Annotated in this window: 9 protein-coding genes and 1 pseudogene; 3 read left to right on the forward strand and 7 right to left on the reverse strand. The window is 56.5% G+C overall.

The features are described from left to right. Nucleotides 1-45: 45 nt before the first annotated feature. The 3 genes and pseudogenes from AM379_RS23265 to AM379_RS23280 all read right to left on the reverse strand — a co-directional run. Nucleotides 46-1,065: a FecCD family ABC transporter permease gene (locus AM379_RS23265; RefSeq protein WP_000930220.1), complete on the reverse strand. Its 1,020-nt coding sequence runs from the start codon at nt 1,063-1,065 to the stop codon at nt 46-48. Continuing rightward, a complete protein-coding gene (locus AM379_RS23270) occupies nt 1,065-2,021 on the reverse strand; it encodes an ABC transporter substrate-binding protein (protein WP_000732537.1) in 957 nt (318 codons plus the stop codon). The genes AM379_RS23265 and AM379_RS23270 overlap by 1 nt, the downstream gene beginning before the upstream one ends. A 21-nt stretch (nt 2,022-2,042) precedes the next feature. Continuing rightward, nucleotides 2,043-2,360, reverse strand: a pseudogene (locus tag AM379_RS23280) (ABC transporter ATP-binding protein); the annotation flags it as partial. Between the two features lie 173 nt (nt 2,361-2,533). On the opposite strand from AM379_RS23280, the gene AM379_RS23285 reads away from it, so the two are divergent. Beyond that, nucleotides 2,534-3,796 carry a tyrosine-type recombinase/integrase gene (locus tag AM379_RS23285; RefSeq protein ID WP_000059622.1) on the forward strand — a complete coding sequence of 421 codons (1,263 nt, stop codon included), beginning with the start codon at nt 2,534-2,536 and terminating at the stop codon, nt 3,794-3,796. A 193-nt stretch (nt 3,797-3,989) separates the two neighbouring features. Here AM379_RS23285 and ybtS read toward each other — a convergent pair whose 3' ends face one another. From ybtS to ybtP, 4 genes are read right to left on the reverse strand one after another with little or no spacing between them, the layout of a single operon-like run. After that, entirely contained in the window at nt 3,990-5,294 is a 1,305-nt protein-coding gene (ybtS, locus tag AM379_RS23290) for a yersiniabactin biosynthesis salicylate synthase Irp9/YbtS (RefSeq protein ID WP_000703034.1), read from the reverse strand. A gap of 27 nt (nt 5,295-5,321) precedes the next feature. Then, nucleotides 5,322-6,602: a yersiniabactin-associated zinc MFS transporter YbtX gene (gene ybtX / locus AM379_RS23295; RefSeq protein ID WP_001286279.1), complete on the reverse strand. Its 1,281-nt coding sequence runs from the start codon at nt 6,600-6,602 to the stop codon at nt 5,322-5,324. After that, nucleotides 6,595-8,397, reverse strand: coding sequence for a yersiniabactin ABC transporter ATP-binding/permease protein YbtQ (gene ybtQ / locus AM379_RS23300; protein ID WP_024622775.1), 1,803 nt, complete (start codon nt 8,395-8,397; stop codon nt 6,595-6,597). Before ybtQ ends, ybtX begins: the two co-directional genes overlap by 8 nt. Next, a complete protein-coding gene (ybtP, locus tag AM379_RS23305) occupies nt 8,384-10,096 on the reverse strand; it encodes a yersiniabactin ABC transporter ATP-binding/permease protein YbtP (protein ID WP_001327262.1) in 1,713 nt (570 codons plus the stop codon). Before ybtP ends, ybtQ begins: the two co-directional genes overlap by 14 nt. Nucleotides 10,097-10,352: 256 nt before the next feature. Here ybtP and ybtA point away from each other — a divergent pair, with 256 nt between their 5' ends. Together ybtA and irp2 are read left to right on the forward strand one after the other, a co-directional pair. Continuing rightward, nucleotides 10,353-11,312 carry a yersiniabactin transcriptional regulator YbtA gene (gene ybtA, locus AM379_RS23310; RefSeq protein WP_000140406.1) on the forward strand — a complete coding sequence of 320 codons (960 nt, stop codon included), beginning with the start codon at nt 10,353-10,355 and terminating at the stop codon, nt 11,310-11,312. A 190-nt stretch (nt 11,313-11,502) separates the two neighbouring features. Continuing rightward, a complete protein-coding gene (gene irp2 / locus AM379_RS23315) occupies nt 11,503-17,610 on the forward strand; it encodes a yersiniabactin non-ribosomal peptide synthetase HMWP2 (protein ID WP_024622776.1) in 6,108 nt (2,035 codons plus the stop codon). Nucleotides 17,611-17,681 lie beyond the last annotated feature (71 nt).

Genomic DNA, 17,681 nt, shown 5'->3' on the forward strand with positions numbered 1-17,681 from the left:
ATGAATAAAAGACATCAGAGCCTTATTTTTCTGTCTTATATGTGCTTAACAGGCCGTATTTCTGGACGAATTTCGTGCGAGTAACATGATAATAAACAACCCTCCAATGCCCGCCGTAATAATGCCAATTGGTAGTTCCTGCGGTGCCAGTATCGTCCGGCTGACTATATCGCCGCCACACAGTAATATTGCACCCCAGACGCCACACAAAGGTAACAACAACAGATGCTTAACTCCTGCAAAATGCCGACACAGATGAGGCACCATTAAGCCAACAAATCCAATCACGCCGGTTAATGCCACCATCAACGATGTTGCCAGTGCGCAACAAAGAAAAATCTCGATGCGCAGACGACTCACGTTAATCCCCAGCGACAACGCTGTCTGTTCTCCTGCCAGCACACCATCCAGAGAGCGCCACCGTAACAGGACAAAAGCAAACAGCAACACCAGGCTGAACACTGCGAAAGGCAAATTATTCCAGGTGGCTAATCCCAGACCACCCAGTGACCAGAACAGCACAGAGCTGGCAGCTCGCTGATCGCCCGAAAAAATGAAATAACTGGTCAGCGCCCCGAACAAAAAAGAGATGGCAAGACCGCAGAGAATTAGATGCTCAGCTCCGCGTTGCTTTTTAAAATGAAACAACAGCATTACTGCTATGGCGGAACACACACCACCAACAAACGCCGATACGGGGAGCGTTAATACACCAAGTCGATCACCAAAACGGGTGATCACCAGCACCGCCCCCGCTGACGCGCCGGAGGATAGCCCGAACAAAAAAGGATCGGCCAGATCGTTACGGGTGGTAGTTTGTAACAACGCCCCTACCATTGCCAGTCCCGCCCCTGTCAGCACAGAGAGCAACATCCTCGGTACGCGTAAATCCGTCACAATTCTGCTGACCATGGCAGATACCGGCTCATCCACCAGCTTCAGTGCTCCCAGCACCTGCATTAGCGACAGTGAAACTGTCCCTCTGGTAATACTGAATAACATCAACCCAATCAGCACTACCATGGCTCCCCACATCGCCCAGTGATAACGGTACGACATGAGCATCACTTCGCCGTTGACGGGTACATCGCCCGCGCGAGTTTTTCCACCGCATCAACGTTGGCAGGCCCCGGTGTCAGTTCAGCATATTGTAATTTCAGGTATCGATGATGCTGAACAGCCGGAGTCAGTTTCATTAACGGATGATTCTCAAGAAAATGACGCAGTGCATCCGCACCGCTGCCCGTCTGGTAATCCAACAAAATAATGAAGTCCGGCTCAGTAGCGGCCACGCTTTCCCAGGAAGTCGTTCCCCAACTGGTATCCACCGCCTCCATTACATTTTTACCACCAGCCGCCTCAATTATGGCCGTAGGCATCGCATATTTACCACTGGTAAACGGTTTATCCTCGCCTGAGTCGTAGACGAACACCTTTAAAGGACGGGTACCTGCCGCTGGCTTCGGCAGTTCATTCAACCTCTTTTTCCAGCCGCTGACCAGGGACTGTGCGTCATTGCGCTTGCCAAAAATCTTACCCAGCGTGAGGACATCGTTATACAGCAGATCCATGGTGGCTTTATTTTTGTGCGCAGTGGTGAACACACAGCTTTCACTCAGAACAAAAGTCTTGATGCCATATTTGCTTAGCGTATCCGGCGTCACTTCGCCACCCACCTTCATCCCATAGTTCCAGCCAGCGAAAAAGAAATCAGGTTCGGCTGCCAGCAATGTTTCCAGAGTGGGATATTTGGGTGCCAGTTCTGGGATCGAGCCCATCGCCTTTTTAAATTCCGGCGTCATTTTGTACCAGCCACTAATACCAGTCAGCCCAACAATACGATCCTGTAAATGCAGTGCAAACGCCATTTCTGACATATTAAGGTCGTTGATAACAGCCCTTTTCGGCGGACCGGCGAATGTGACAGGAGTCCCACAACTTTCAATAGTAACAGGAAAATCAGCAGCACTGGCTACTGAGGCAGACAGTACCGCCAGCAGGGATATAAACAATTTTTTCATCACTGACTCTCAGAAAGTAATTTATGCACAATGCGGAACTTCAAAAATACGCAACGCCTTTCCTGTATGGGGATGCGGTACGGTAAAACTGGTCAAGCCAAAGATGGGATAAAGGTATTCTGATACCAATACCCTCTCCGGTGTGTCACAGATCACTGATTGCCCCTGCGACAAGAGGAGAACACGGTCAGCAAATGATTCTGTCAGTGTCAGATCGTGCAATACCGCCACGACGGTAATTCCCTTGGTTTTTACAAGGGAAAGTAGTTCCTCGCGCCCGGGAGGATCGAGATGATTGGTGGGTTCATCAAGCAATACCAGGTCGGGCGTCTGTGCCAGTCAGAGGAGCCAATTTTCTGTTTTCATGCTTCCTTGCGAATCCTTATCTGATGTTGATTCAACAGGTTAGTGTGAAAACTCTTCCCGGTGCATTTTGATTTTACCCTACGCATCGGGAAAAATTGGTGGTCAAATCTGGGGTCAGGTTAGTTCGATAATGGAGTGACCCCCATATGTCCCTTACCGACGCAAAAATCCGCACCCTCAAGCCTTCTGATAAACCCTTTAAAGTCTCCGATTCCCACGGTCTGTATCTGCTGGTCAAGCCGGGTGGCTCCCGCCACTGGTATCTCAAATACCGTATTAGCGGTAAAGAATCCCGCATTGCGCTGGGTGCCTATCCAGCCATCTCCCTGTCTGATGCGCGACAGCAACGTGAAGGTATCCGTAAAATGCTGGCGCTGAATATCAACCCGGTACAGCAGCGGGCTGCTGAACGTGGCTCACGAACACCGGAGAAAGTTTTTAAAAACGTGGCGCTGGCGTGGCATAAAAGTAACAGGAAATGGTCGCAGAACACCGCCGACCGTCTGCTTGCCAGCCTGAACAATCACATCTTTCCGGTCATCGGGAACCTACCTGTATCAGAACTTAAACCCCGTCATTTCATTGACCTGCTGAAAGGGATCGAGGAAAAAGGTCTGCTGGAGGTTGCGTCCCGCACACGGCAGCACCTGAGTAACATAATGCGCCATGCGGTCCATCAGGAGTTAATCGATACGAACCCTGCAGCAAACCTTGGCGGCGTGACCACACCTCCTGTCAGACGGCACTATCCTGCCCTGCCGCTGGAGCGGCTGCCTGAACTGCTTGAACGTATTGGGGCATATCATCAGGGCCGTGAACTGACCCGGCATGCCGTTCTGCTGATGCTGCATGTGTTCATTCGCTCCAGTGAACTGCGTTTCGCCCGCTGGTCAGAGATTGATTTCACAAACCGAGTCTGGACGATACCCGCGACGCGAGAACCCATTATTGGCGTGCGTTATTCCGGCCGCGGGGCAAAAATGCGAATGCCGCATATCGTCCCCCTCTCAGAACAGTCCATCGCCATTCTGAAACAGATTAAGGATATCACCGGTAATAATGAACTGATCTTCCCCGGCGACCATAACCCGTATAAGCCAATGTGTGAAAACACGGTCAATAAGGCACTGCGGGTGATGGGTTACGACACGAAAAAGGATATCTGCGGTCACGGCTTCCGGGCAATGGCATGCAGTGCGCTGATGGAATCGGGTTTATGGGCAAAGGACGCAGTAGAACGCCAGATGAGTCATCAGGAGCGCAATACCGTGCGCATGGCTTATATTCATAAGGCAGAGCACCTAGAAGCCCGCAAAGCGATGATGCAGTGGTGGTCGGATTATCTGGAAGCATGCCGAGAATCTTATGCACCGCCTTATACAATTGGTAAAAATAAGTTTATCCCATAGTATACTAACGAATCCCACACTCTGGCAAATTACCACCACCTCTACAGGAGGTGGTTCTATATAGACTTTTATCAACTTCATGACGAAAAACACCTATTTTATCCAAAAAGAAGACAATAGAGTCACAGAGGAATCAAAGAGCGACTCAATTGTCTTTGGACAGTCTGGTTGTGAGGTTAGAAAACAGTTACTCCTACACCATTAAATAGGGCGCAATGCTCGCTAATTTCTCCCGGGTTTCCGTCAGTTCGCGTTCCGGTGTAGATTGCGCGATGATTCCCGCCCCCGCTTGTATCCAGCAGCGCTGGCTGTCCTGAAATACGGAACGCAGAACTAGCGCCGCATCGAAGCGCATATCGTCCAGCAGCAGAATTGCGCCGGAATAGAGCTCTCGCGGCGTCTTCTCAATTTGCATAATCGCGTTCAGGGCAGCGTTTTTAGGGATACCTGAGGCGGTAATCGACGGAAACAGCACGGTAAACGCATCCCAGGCATCCTTGTTTTCCGCAAGCTGACCGCTCACGCCGGACCCCAGATGCTGAACGCTGCCGCGCTGGCGAACCGACATTAAATCTTCAACCACCACGCTGCCCGGCAGGCAAACGGCCTCCAGTTCAGCAATCGCTTCTTTGACAGAAAGGATATGCTCAAGCACCTCTTTACTGTCGTGCAGCAGTTCTGCCTCTTTCGCCTTATTATGCTCCGGGTTTCCCATGCGATCGCGGGTGCCCGCAAGCGGTTCAGTGACCACTTTATTGCCCGTCACTGACATCACCAGTTCCGGGCTAAAGCCCAGCGCTTCGCGTCCTTCCTGACGGAACATAAACGAGCGCACAGGTGTATTTGCCTGCCGCCCGTATAACAGCGTGGCGGGCATATCAATCCGCGATGGCAGGGGAATAGCGCGCGAGACAATCACTTTGACATACTCGCCACGGCGGATCTCCGCAACGGCGCGTGCAACCTGTTGTTTATACGCCTCGCCATTGAGGGCGGTATCCACCGCCAGTGGTGCGTTCTGCGTCGTTGTACTGGCCTCTTTTACCCACTCACACAAACGTCGGCCCCCGTCGGCGGAGTCCGCATAAACGGTGACATTTCCCTTTTCAAAAATAAGTTCTTCACGGGGAACGGTTAACGTCAGCAGCGGCCACTCCCCGGCGTTAAAGGCAATCCCCCGCGCATGCGCCGCAAAGTTGAACCCAACCTGTCCATAAACCCGACGTCCTTTGACCTGAGGATGTGCCATAAAACGACGCGCGCAGTCGGTAATGGAATCCACCGCCCATTGTTGCTCCCCGGCATCATCAATAAATGTCGCCTGCGTTCCGTCGGCATTAATGTGCAACCGTGCCAGGCACCCTTTGCCTAAATACCAACAGGGTTGACGCTCATAGACATAACACTCTTCTTCTGCGAACTGGCGTAAAACGCCAGAAATCGTCGGCAGCCATTGTTCCTCTGGTAACGCCAGGTGTAAAAATTCACTGATTTTCATCCCTTACCTCTCTGTGTTATTCCCGGATCAATCAATTGCGCTTGTCATCAGTTCTCTTGCCGAATGCAGCCGGATATAAGCAACCCACGCCGCCAGCAACGTGAATACCCCGGCAAACAGGAAGCAGGCCGCATAGCCAAAATGTTGAGCAACAACGCCGCCGATAACACCAGCCAGGATGGCGATTGCCGCGTCAGTACATTGAAAGAGGGTGAAGTCGACACCGGCCTGCAAAGGCGATGAAAGCGACATCAGCGTGGCGTAAAGACAGACCAGCGCGCAGGCCAGCGAAATGGACTGGACAATGACCAGACACTGGAGAATCGGCAGCAACAGATGACCCGGCGCCATCATGAACGTCATCACCACCGCCAGCAGCGCGATCCCCTGGACGCCATAAGCCGTCAACAGCGCTCTGCCGGGTGAGGTGTATTTCATCAGTAATCCGCCGGCCAGCGTTCCTGCTATGCCCGCTGCAATATTGCCGCCGCTGAACAGCGCGCCCAACGCAGACATGCTCAACCCATGATCCAACAACAGCGGCGCCAGAAGAGGCAGCACAAACCGCATGCCTGAATTCAGCATTAATACCAGCAGTAAGCCCAGGCGCGCCTGCTTCCTCCTTAGCGCATAACCTAACGCCGGAACATGCGGGATAGGCGCTGTTCGCGTCGGCTCCGTAATGCGCCACAGCGGGAATGACAGCGCCATAATCAGCATCGCCATCATCAGCATGGCGACAGGCCAGCCGGATGCTGCCGACAACATCAGGAACACCCCGCCGCCGCACATCATTCCCAGATAGCTGCCGCCGACCTGCACGCTGTTTCCCCAGCCGTAACCCGCGCGAGTCAGTTGATCGACGCAAAAGCCGTCGCTGGCGATATCAATGGTGGAAGCGACCGTGCCTGCCACCATAAACAGAACAAATAACGCGACGATTTGCGTATCGGGAAATCCTCCTTCTCGCCCAAACCAGCCAATCGCTGCGGCAATCATCAGGATCGCCGCTAGCGCGACCTGACCACGCAGGATTAACATCCGCGAACGGCGTTCCTGGCTACCGGGCGGAAGCCGCCAGCGTTCGATCCACGGCGCCCAAATAAACTTCAGCGCCCAGGGCAGCATGAACAGGGTTGTCGCACCGGCAAGCGCCAGCGATCCGCCAGCAGCGCGCACCAGCGCGGGTAAGGACTGCATAGACAGCGCCGATACCAGACTCTGCGTCACATAGACGCCGGCAATAGCAAAAATCACCCGCCCGGTCGTCAACGTCAGCGGTTTCACATTCGACTGAACATCACTCATGCACCCACTCTCCAGACGCGGAAACCCCGTCGTCGCGCCACACGCGCGCGGCCATTTGCGCCTGCCACAGCGCCTGATAACGTCCATGATGTGAGAGCAATTGCGCATGAGTACCCTGCTCAACCACCTGTCCCTCTTCTATCACCAGAATGTTTCCGGCCCCGGAGATGGTGGATAAACGGTGAGCGATGATAATCACCGTCCGGTTGTGAACCAGGTTATCGATCGCTTTTTGCACCGCCAGCTCGCTTTCAATATCCAGCGCGGCAGTCGGTTCATCGAGAATGACGACCGGCGCGTTTTTCAATAACGCTCTGGCAATGGAAATCCGCTGGCGCTCGCCGCCCGATAGCTGGCCGCCCATCTCTCCCATTGGCGTCAGCCAGCCTTGCGGAAGACGGGAAATAAACTCAAGGCACTGCGCCGCGCGGGCGGCCTCTTCTACCTCCTGCCGCGTCGCCTGTGGGCGCGCGATACGGATATTCGCCAGCAGCGTGTCATCAAACAGCCAGACATCCTGGAAAACAACAGAAATCAGGCTATTGAGCTGTTCCGGCGTCAGGCGGCGAATATCGACGCCGCCAATAGAAATCTGCCCTTGCTGCGGATCGGCATAGCGCATTAACAGTTTGGTGACCGTAGTTTTGCCTGCGCCGGAGGCACCCACCAGCGCGCTCATACTGGCTGCCGGGAACGTCAAAGAAACATGATTAAGCGCGTGGCCGTCGCCTTCTTCGTAGCGATAGCTGACGTTGTCAAAGCGGATATCGTAACGTTCCGGCATCTCGCTTTGCTCTGCGACGGGAAGCGGTGCTATCGCCATAAACCGCTCAATCCGTTGCAGGGCGCTGGCGATCAGTTCCACAACCGAGGTGTAGCTGATAAACATCGCCATCGGTTCTGCGAAGCGCATAATCATCGCGACGGCGGCAATCAAAAAGGCGAGGTTCAGAGTGCCCGTCACTACCCAGACGATCCCGGATAACACCACCACCTGTAGGCCCAACTCCACGACGCTGGCGATCAGCATCGTCGCGCCAGCGCCCTGACGGTGAGTGCGGGTCTGTAAGTTTTCCAGCGCATTGAAATGCGCCAGCAGCGCCCGGCTTTTATCGGCATCGCTGCCGCAGGTGCGCAATACCATCATCCCCTGAGCAAATTCAACGATATCGCCGCTCAGACGCTGGTGCGCTTCCCCCAGCGTCTGCATTTGTCGCCGCATCGCCGGGCGGCGCCAGTAATAAAACGGCACCAGCAGAGGGAAGATCAGCAACATCACCAGCCCCAGCCGCCAGTCTATCCACAATGTCGCCAGCGACGCCGTCAGCGGCGTGACAATGGTGAGCAGCAAAATATTGGCTATCGCAATAACATAATTGAGGTTTTCATCCACGCTGCCCAGCAGCAAGGCGTTCATTTCACCCGCCCTGCCGCGCTGGAGCTTCTCCAGCGGCACGCGGCGTAACTGCTCGCCAAGTCGCAGGCGCAACTCATGGGTGGCCTGCGCCAGATGACCACGGTATTCAAAGCCCAGGCCATACCAGCGTAGCACCAGCGTCACAATTGCGGCGACGCTGAAGGCCATAGCCCAGTTAAGAAGTTGCGGCGCGTCTCCCCGTAACAGCGCATCAATGATCGGATAAAGACAGGCAAAGGCGATCCCCTGCATGAATGCCGCCAGCAACAGCGCCAGCATACTGCGTCGCAGCATCCTGGCCTGACTGCCAACGCTGGAGATAAGCTGGCGCCAGTTGACGCGCCAGGCCAGGTTATCCGCAGGATTATTGTCTTTCATTTTCCACCACCTCTTCCTGTGTTCCACCCGGCACCCAATGCTGCGCCTGCTGATAGTGTTGCCAGAGCCGTTGATACAGGCCGCCCTGCGCCAACAGTTGCGTATGGTTCCCCATTTCCCTGAGCTGTCCGTCGGAAAACAGCAATATCACATCGGCCTGAGTCACCATTGAGAGACGATGCGCGACCATGATGACCGTCCGGCCACGCATGGCCGCCGCGAGCGCCTTGATAAGCGCCGCTTCGTTTTCCGGGTCAGCAAACGCCGTCGCCTCATCGAGCACCAGGATGGGGCGATCCTGCAAAAGCGCCCGGGCGATAGTAATGCGCTGCCGCTGGCCGCCGGAGAGAAATACCCCACGTTCCCCGACTCGTGTGTTGTAACCTTCTGGCAGAGCGCTAATAAAATCATGGGCCTGCGCCACTCTGGCCGCCGCTATTACCGCCTCCAGCGGCGTATCCGGCGCGCCCAGACGAATGTTATTGGCTATCGTGTCGGCAAAAAGGAAGTTGTCCTGAAACACAAACGAGAGTTGCTTCATCAGGGTGTCCGTCTGCATATCACGCAGATCCACGCCTCCAATACGGATATGGCCTTTGTCCGGGTCGGCGTAACGCAGCAGCAAGCGCGCCACGGTGCTTTTTCCGGCGCCGCTTGGCCCGACCAGCGCCACAATTTGCCCGGCAGGCACATGAAAGCTCACCTCCTGCAACGCGGCGCCAGTACGCGCTTGCGGATAATGAAAGCTCACCTGCTCAAAGGTAATGCTCGCCTCTTGCGGCTGCTGGTCAGACTGCGGCAGCGATAACTCCGGCATCGCGAGAACCTGATAAATACGCTGAATGCTTAAACGCGTTTGCGCGACCAGGTTATTGAGCATCATCATTGGCATTACGGCTTCGGCCATTCCGCTGCCCAGCAGTAAAACGGCCACCCACGCGATAAAATCGAAACTGCCATAGTGCAGCAGGCCGTATCCCGACCAGATCAGGACAAACAGGGTCGGGAGAGGATTCAGAATCGAGAAGGAAAAACGCGCTGAAAAACCGGCTTTGCGATACCAGGTTTTGAGCACATCGACCCACTCTTCAAGGGCGCGTTGATAGCGCAAAAAACTGGTGCTGCCGCTATCAAACGTTCTCACCACGGGCATGGCCTGCACGAACTCAATCACCGCCGCGCTAACCTGCTCGCGCGCCTTATGATAACGCTGAGCCATATCTTCCGAACGCTGGCGGGCGAGCACGAGAACAACCGATCCAAACGCCAGTACCCCCAGCGTCGCGATTGCCAGCCGCCAGTCCAGCCAGAACAAGATAACGATTGTCGCCAGCGGCATGATGATCGCGCGGGCATAGAGCGGCGTGCTGTCGGCCACAAAAATATGTAACGACTTCACGTCATCCAGCATCACTTTCGCCACTGACCCGCTGCCCATTTGCTGTAACACGCCAGGCGGAAGCTGCAATGCTTTACGGGCTAACCTGCTGCGCAGAATGTTCTCCAGATGAAAAGCCGCGTAATGAGAGGTGTTGAACGCCTGTAAGCGCAGAACAAAAGTTAAGACCACGCAGCCGATCACGCCGCCCAGCGGCCAGGCCGGAATAGCGTCAGGCGTCGCGCGAATGTCACGCAGGCTCCACGCCAGAAAAAGGAGCGCCCCCAGGCTGGTTAATGCCGCCAGCCCCGCCAGCGCCATAGCTAAAATAACCTTCCTGCGAACCGGTGTAATCACCTGCCAGAGAGGAAATCGGGACAGCGATTCAGTATTGGATGATTGAGATGACATGGGAGTAACTGAATTTCCTGATGAATTTTTACGGACGCCAAAAACGACAATTCAGGGTGGCGTTCTGAGAATTAATGTGAATAATAACCATTATCAATAACTCATCTACCCCATTCGGTTCTATTTATACCCGCATTGGTCTAAGCCACAGGGAGATAACCAGGTCATGACGGAGTCACCGCAAACGCAATCTGAAATCTCTATTCACCAGTTGGTGGTCGGGAAACCTGCAAACGATGGCAATATTCCTGCTCAGTGTGAACTGCTGCGCTGTTCGTTGCAGGAAGGTATGGATATTTTGCTCTGGAGGGGCCATTTTGCGCGGCCTGAGACGTTGCAGCTACACGACGATCTGGGCAGGATTAACTTCTCGTGCATCCTGGAAGGCACATCGCGCTTTGCGATTCAGGGACTCCGGCGCCACACCGACTGGGAGCTTGCGCGCAATCGCCATTACATTACCCATACGCCAGACTGTCGCGGCAGCGCCTCCTATTGTGGCCGATTCGAGAGCATTACCCTCTCCTTCAGCCCTGAAACCCTCGCGCTGTGGGTGCCGGATATTAGCGCGGTCATTAAGAATAAGATCGACTCCCACTGCTGTTGCCAGCAGCAGCGTTGTAATGCTGAAACCCACTTAACGGCTCAGGCCTTGCGTCACGCGCTGATGCGCATGCACGGCGGCTTCAGTCATGAACAAAAGCCGTCGACGCTATGGTTGCAGGGGCAAAGTCTGGTCATGCTCAGTCTGGTGCTGGATGAACATCGCGAAGACGCCAGTTGCCTCTCCTGCCACTTCAACCCGATGGAACGCCAGAAACTGCTGCGGGCGAAGGATCTGCTGCTGGCTGATCTGACGCAAGCGCCGGGCGTCGCGGAGCTGGCCAGAGAGTCCGGTCTGAGCGTTCTCAAAATTAAGCGAGGCTTCCGCGTTCTGTTCAACAACAGCGTCTATGGCCTGTTTCAGGCTGAACGAATGCAGGAAGCCAGAAGACGCCTGGCCAACGGCAATACCTCCGTCATGACGGTGGCGGCCGATCTGGGCTATGCCAACGCCAGCCATTTCTCTGCCGCCTTCCAGAAACAGTTTGGCGTAACCCCTTCGACCTTTAAACGCGTGATGTAACCGGGGTCGCGCCCCCCTAAACTCCTCCCTGACAGAGGCCCGGATACCCCATCCGGGCCTCTGTTCTTTCCGCCTGTTACCAACCCGAAACGGGCATAAATAAACCCGTTTCGGGTAGCATCCAATTGTTAATAATTATTATTCTCATATGAGCAATGCTTTTCGGTAAGACGTGCCATCAGGAGGAAGAATGATTTCTGGCGCACCATCTCAGGATTCGCTGTTACCGGACAACCGCCACGCGGCTGATTACCAACAATTACGCGAGCGGCTCATACAGGAACTGAATTTAACGCCGCAGCAGTTACATGAAGAGAGCAACCTGATCCAGGCCGGCCTGGATTCCATAAGATTGATGAGATGGTTACACTGGTTTCGTAAAAATGGCTACCGCCTTACCCTTCGCGAGCTGTATGCCGCCCCCACGCTGGCGGCATGGAACCAGTTAATGCTCAGCCGGTCGCCTGAGAACGCGGAAGAAGAAACGCCGCCCGACGAATCATCCTGGCCGAACATGACCGAAAGTACCCCCTTCCCATTGACGCCAGTACAGCACGCCTACCTGACGGGCCGCATGCCGGGGCAGAAGCTTGGCGGCGTGGGTTGCCACCTGTATCAGGAGTTTGAAGGCCATTGTCTGACGGCGTCGCAGCTGGAGCAGGCCATCACGACCTTGCTGCAACGCCACCCAATGCTGCATATCGCCTTTCGCCCCGACGGGCAGCAGGTCTGGCTACCGCAACCTTACTGGAACGGCGTCACCGTTCATGATTTACGCCATAACGACGCTGAAAGCCGCCAGGCCTATCTGGACGCACTGCGCCAGCGCCTGAGCCACCGTCTTTTACGCGTGGAAATCGGCGAAACGTTTGATTTTCAGCTGACGCTCTTGCCGGACAATCGCCACCGCCTCCATGTCAATATTGACCTGCTGATTATGGATGCCTCCAGCTTTACGCTTTTCTTCGATGAGCTTAACGCCCTGCTGGCCGGAGAATCGCTGCCGGCTATCGACACCCGCTATGATTTCCGCTCGTATTTGCTGCACCAGCAGAAGATCAATCAACCACTGAGAGACGACGCGCGCGCTTACTGGCTGGCGAAAGCATCGACGCTTCCCCCCGCGCCCGTCTTGCCGCTGGCCTGCGAACCCGCCACGCTACGTGAAGTCCGTAATACCCGACGCCGCATGATTGTCCCGGCAACACGCTGGCACGCCTTTAGCAACCGGGCCGGCGAGTATGGCGTGACGCCGACAATGGCGCTGGCGACCTGTTTTTCTGCCGTGCTGGCTCGCTGGGGCGGCCTGACGCGTCTGCTGCTTAACATCACCTTATTCGACCGCCAGCCGCTGCACCCGGCGGTTGGCGCGATGCTTGCCGACTTCACCAATATTCTTCTGCTGGATACCGCCTGCGATGGCGATACCGTCAGCAACCTGGCGCGTAAAAACCAGCTCACGTTTACGGAGGACTGGGAGCATCGCCACTGGTCCGGCGTCGAATTACTCCGTGAACTCAAACGCCAGCAGCGCTACCCCCACGGCGCCCCGGTGGTATTTACCAGCAATCTGGGGCATTCCCTCTACAGCAGCCGCGCAGAATCGCCGTTGGGCGAGCCGGAATGGGGCATCTCGCAAACGCCGCAGGTCTGGATAGATCATCTGGCGTTCGAGCATCACGGCGAGGTCTGGCTACAATGGGACAGCAACGACGCGCTGTTCCCTCCGGCGTTAGTCGAAACATTGTTCGACGCCTACTGCCAGTTGATTAACCAACTCTGCGATGACGAAAGCGCCTGGCAAAAGCCGTTCGCAGATATGATGCCCGCCAGCCAGCGCGCGATACGCGAACGGGTCAACGCCACCGGCGCCCCCATTCCCGAAGGCTTGCTGCATGAAGGCATTTTCCGTATCGCTCTGCAACAGCCGCAGGCGCTGGCGGTAACGGACATGCGTTATCAGTGGAATTATCATGAGCTGACAGACTATGCCCGCCGTTGCGCGGGCAGGTTAATCGAGTGCGGGGTTCAGCCCGGCGATAATGTGGCTATCACGATGTCGAAAGGCGCAGGACAACTTGTTGCGGTTCTGGCCGTCCTGCTGGCCGGGGCGGTTTACGTTCCGGTTTCGCTGGATCAGCCTGCCGCACGGCGCGAGAAAATCTACGCTGACGCCAGCGTCCGGCTGGTGCTCATTTGTCAGCACGACGCCAGCGCCGGGTCAGACGATATTCCCGTCCTTGCCTGGCAGCAGGCCATTGAGGCGGAGCCGATCGCCAACCCGGTAGTACGCGCCCCCACGCAACCGGCCTACATTATCTACACCTCCGGCTCTACCGGTACGCCGAAAGGGGTAGTCATTTCTCACCGGGGAGCGCTTAACACCTGTTGCGATATCAATACCCGCTATCAGGTTGGCCCGCATGACAGGGTGCTGGCCCTCTCCGCCCTACATTTTGATTTATCGGTTTACGACATTTTTGGCGTACTGCGCGCGGGCGGCGCGCTGGTGATGGTGATGGAAAATCAACGGCGCGATCCTCACGCATGGTGTGAGCTGATCCAGCGCCATCAGGTCACGCTCTGGAACAGCGTCCCGGCGCTGTTCGATATGCTGCTGACCTGGTGTGAAGGTTTCGCCGACGCCACGCCGGAAAACCTGCGCGCAGTGATGCTTTCCGGCGACTGGATCGGGCTTGACCTCCCCGCCCGTTATCGGGCCTTCCGGCCACAAGGACAATTTATCGCGATGGGCGGCGCCACCGAGGCGTCTATCTGGTCTAACGCCTGCGAAATTCACGACGTCCCCGCCCACTGGCGTTCCATCCCTTACGGTTTTCCGCTAACCAACCAACGCTACCGGGTGGTGGATGAACAGGGCCGGGACTGCCCTGACTGGGTGCCGGGTGAATTATGGATTGGCGGCATTGGGGTCGCGGAAGGCTATTTCAACGATCCCCTGCGTAGCGAGCAGCAATTTTTGACGCTCCCGGACGAGCGCTGGTATCGCACCGGCGATCTCGGCTGCTACTGGCCAGATGGCACAATCGAGTTCCTCGGTCGTCGCGACAAGCAGGTCAAAGTCGGAGGATATCGCATCGAGCTGGGCGAAATCGAAAGCGCGCTCAGCCAGCTGGCGGGGGTGAAACAAGCAACCGTTCTGGCGATCGGCGAAAAAGAAAAAACGCTGGCGGCATACGTTGTTCCTCAAGGCGAGGCTTTTTGCATTACCGATCATCGGAACCCGGCACTGCCGCAGGCGTGGCACACGCTTGCGGGAACGTTGCCCTGTTGCGCCATCTCGCCAGAGATCTCCGCAGAACAGGTAGCCGATTTCCTTCAGCATCGCCTGCTAAAACTGAAGCCGGGTCACACCGCTGGCGCCGATCCTCTCCCCCTGATGAACTCACTCGCTATCCAGCCGCGCTGGCAGGCCGTGGTGGAACGCTGGTTAGCATTTCTGGTGACACAACGGCGACTGAAGCCCGCTGCTGAAGGTTATCAGGTCTGCGCTGGTGAAGAACGCGAGGATGAGCACCCGCACTTCAGCGGACATGATTTAACGTTATCGCAAATTCTTCGCGGTGCCCGTAACGAACTGTCGTTACTGAACGACGCGCAGTGGTCGCCGGAAAGCCTGGCCTTTAACCATCCGGCCAGCGCCCCGTATATTCAGGAACTGGCGACAATTTGCCAACAGCTTGCACAGCGCTTACAGCGCCCGATACGCCTGCTTGAGGTGGGAACCCGCACTGGCCGCGCCGCAGAATCGCTGTTAGCACAGCTCAACGCCGGACAGATTGAGTATGTCGGGCTTGAGCAGAGCCAGGAGATGCTGCTGAGCGCCCGGCAGAGGCTCGCCCCCTGGCCTGGCGCCCGTCTGTCCCTCTGGAATGCAGACACGCTGGCGGCGCACGCTCACTCGGCGGACATTATCTGGCTTAATAACGCCCTGCATCGTCTGCTGCCGGAAGATCCCGGGCTCCTTGCGACATTACAACAGCTTGCCGTTCCCGGCGCGCTGCTCTACGTGATGGAGTTTCGCCAGTTAACGCCGTCCGCCCTGCTCAGCACGCTCCTGTTAACCAATGGGCAGCCGGAGGCCTTGCTGCATAACAGCGCCGACTGGGCGGCATTATTTAGCGCGGCCGCCTTCAACTGTCAGCATGGCGATGAGGTCGCGGGGTTACAACGCTTCCTCGTACAATGTCCTGACAGGCAGGTGCGCCGCGATCCCCGTCAACTTCAGGCCGCCCTCGCTGGACGTCTGCCGGGGTGGATGGTGCCGCAACGGATCGTCTTCCTCGACGCCTTACCGCTGACGGCTAATGGGAAAATTGACTACCAGGCGCTGAAGCGTCGTCATACCCCTGAAGCGGAAAACCCGGCCGAAGCGGATTTACCCCAGGGCGACATTGAAAAACAGGTTGCCGCCCTCTGGCAGCAACTCTTATCAACTGGCAATGTCACCAGAGAAACCGACTTCTTCCAGCAAGGCGGCGATAGCCTGCTGGCGACCCGTCTGACCGGGCAACTTCATCAGGCAGGTTATGAAGCGCAATTAAGCGACCTGTTTAATCATCCCCGGCTGGCGGATTTTGCCGCCACGCTGCGGAAAACCGACGTCCCGGTCGAACAACCATTCGTCCACTCCCCTGAAGATCGCTACCAGCCCTTTGCGCTTACCGACGTGCAGCAGGCTTACCTGGTGGGGCGTCAGCCGGGCTTTGCCCTGGGCGGCGTCGGCTCACATTTCTTTGTTGAATTTGAAATTGCCGATCTGGACCTCACCCGGCTGGAGACGGTCTGGAACCGATTAATCGCCCGCCACGATATGCTGCGCGCCATCGTGCGTGATGGACAGCAACAGGTGCTCGAACAGACGCCCCCCTGGGTGATACCCGCACACACCCTCCATACGCCTGAAGAGGCGTTGCGGGTGCGCGAAAAACTGGCGCATCAGGTACTCAACCCCGAAGTGTGGCCGGTATTCGATCTCCAGGTCGGATACGTGGACGGGATGCCTGCCCGCCTGTGGCTGTGTCTGGATAACCTGTTGCTTGACGGTCTGAGCATGCAGATCCTGCTGGCGGAGCTGGAGCACGGCTACCGCTACCCGCAACAGCTGCTTCCGCCGCTGCCCGTCACCTTCAGGGATTATCTGCAACAACCCTCGCTACAGTCGCCCAATCCAGATTCTCTGGCATGGTGGCAGGCGCAGCTTGATGATATTCCTCCGGCGCCTGCGTTGCCGCTGCGCTGCTTGCCTCAGGAGGTTGAAACACCGCGCTTCGCCCGCCTGAACGGCGCGCTGGACAGCACGCGCTGGCATCGGCTGAAAAAACGGGCGGCTGACGCCCATCTCACCCCGTCGGCCGTACTGTTGTCGGTGTGGTCAACGGTTCTCTCTGCATGGAGTGCACAGCCTGAGTTCACGCTTAACCTTACGCTTTTCGACAGGCGACCGCTGCACCCGCAAATCAACCAGATTCTGGGCGATTTCACCTCGCTGATGCTGCTGAGCTGGCATCCCGGCGAAAGCTGGCTGCACAGCGCGCAGTCACTACAGCAGCGGCTGAGCCAGAACCTCAACCACCGCGATGTGTCAGCCATCCGCGTGATGCGTCAACTGGCGCAACAGCAAAACGTGCCTGCCGTTCCGATGCCCGTCGTCTTTACCAGCGCGCTGGGCTTTGAGCAGGATAACTTCCTCGCCCGGCGTAATCTGCTCAAACCGGTCTGGGGCATCTCCCAGACGCCGCAGGTCTGGCTCGATCACCAGATTTATGAATCCGAAGGCGAACTGCGCTTTAACTGGGATTTTGTCGCCGCGCTGTTTCCTGCCGGGCAGGTGGAGCGCCAGTTTGAACAGTATTGCGCATTGCTAAACCGAATGGCCGAGGATGAAAGCGGCTGGCAACTGCCGCTCGCCGCGCTGGTGCCTCCCGTTAAACACGCAGGGCAATGCGCAGAGCGCTCACCGCGCGTATGCCCTGAGCAATCTCAGCCACACATTGCGGCGGACGAGAGCACCGTCAGCCTGATTTGCGACGCCTTCCGCGAGGTGGTTGGCGAGTCTGTCACGCCCGCAGAAAACTTCTTTGAGGCGGGCGCAACGTCGCTGAATCTGGTGCAACTGCACGTTTTGTTACAACGTCACGAATTTTCCACCCTGACGTTGCTTGACCTCTTCACCCACCCTTCTCCTGCTGCCCTGGCCGATTATCTGGCCGGCGTCGCCACGGTGGAGAAAACAAAACGACCTCGCCCTGTTCGCCGTCGTCAGCGGCGGATATAGCGCGAAGCAAACTGATTTTCCCCGGAACGCCATCGCGAACGCATGGCGTTCCATTGACTTTGTGAATCTTA

It is taken from the genome of Enterobacter cloacae complex sp. FDA-CDC-AR_0132, from assembly GCF_003010695.1.
Lineage (GTDB): Bacteria > Pseudomonadota > Gammaproteobacteria > Enterobacterales > Enterobacteriaceae > Enterobacter > Enterobacter ludwigii.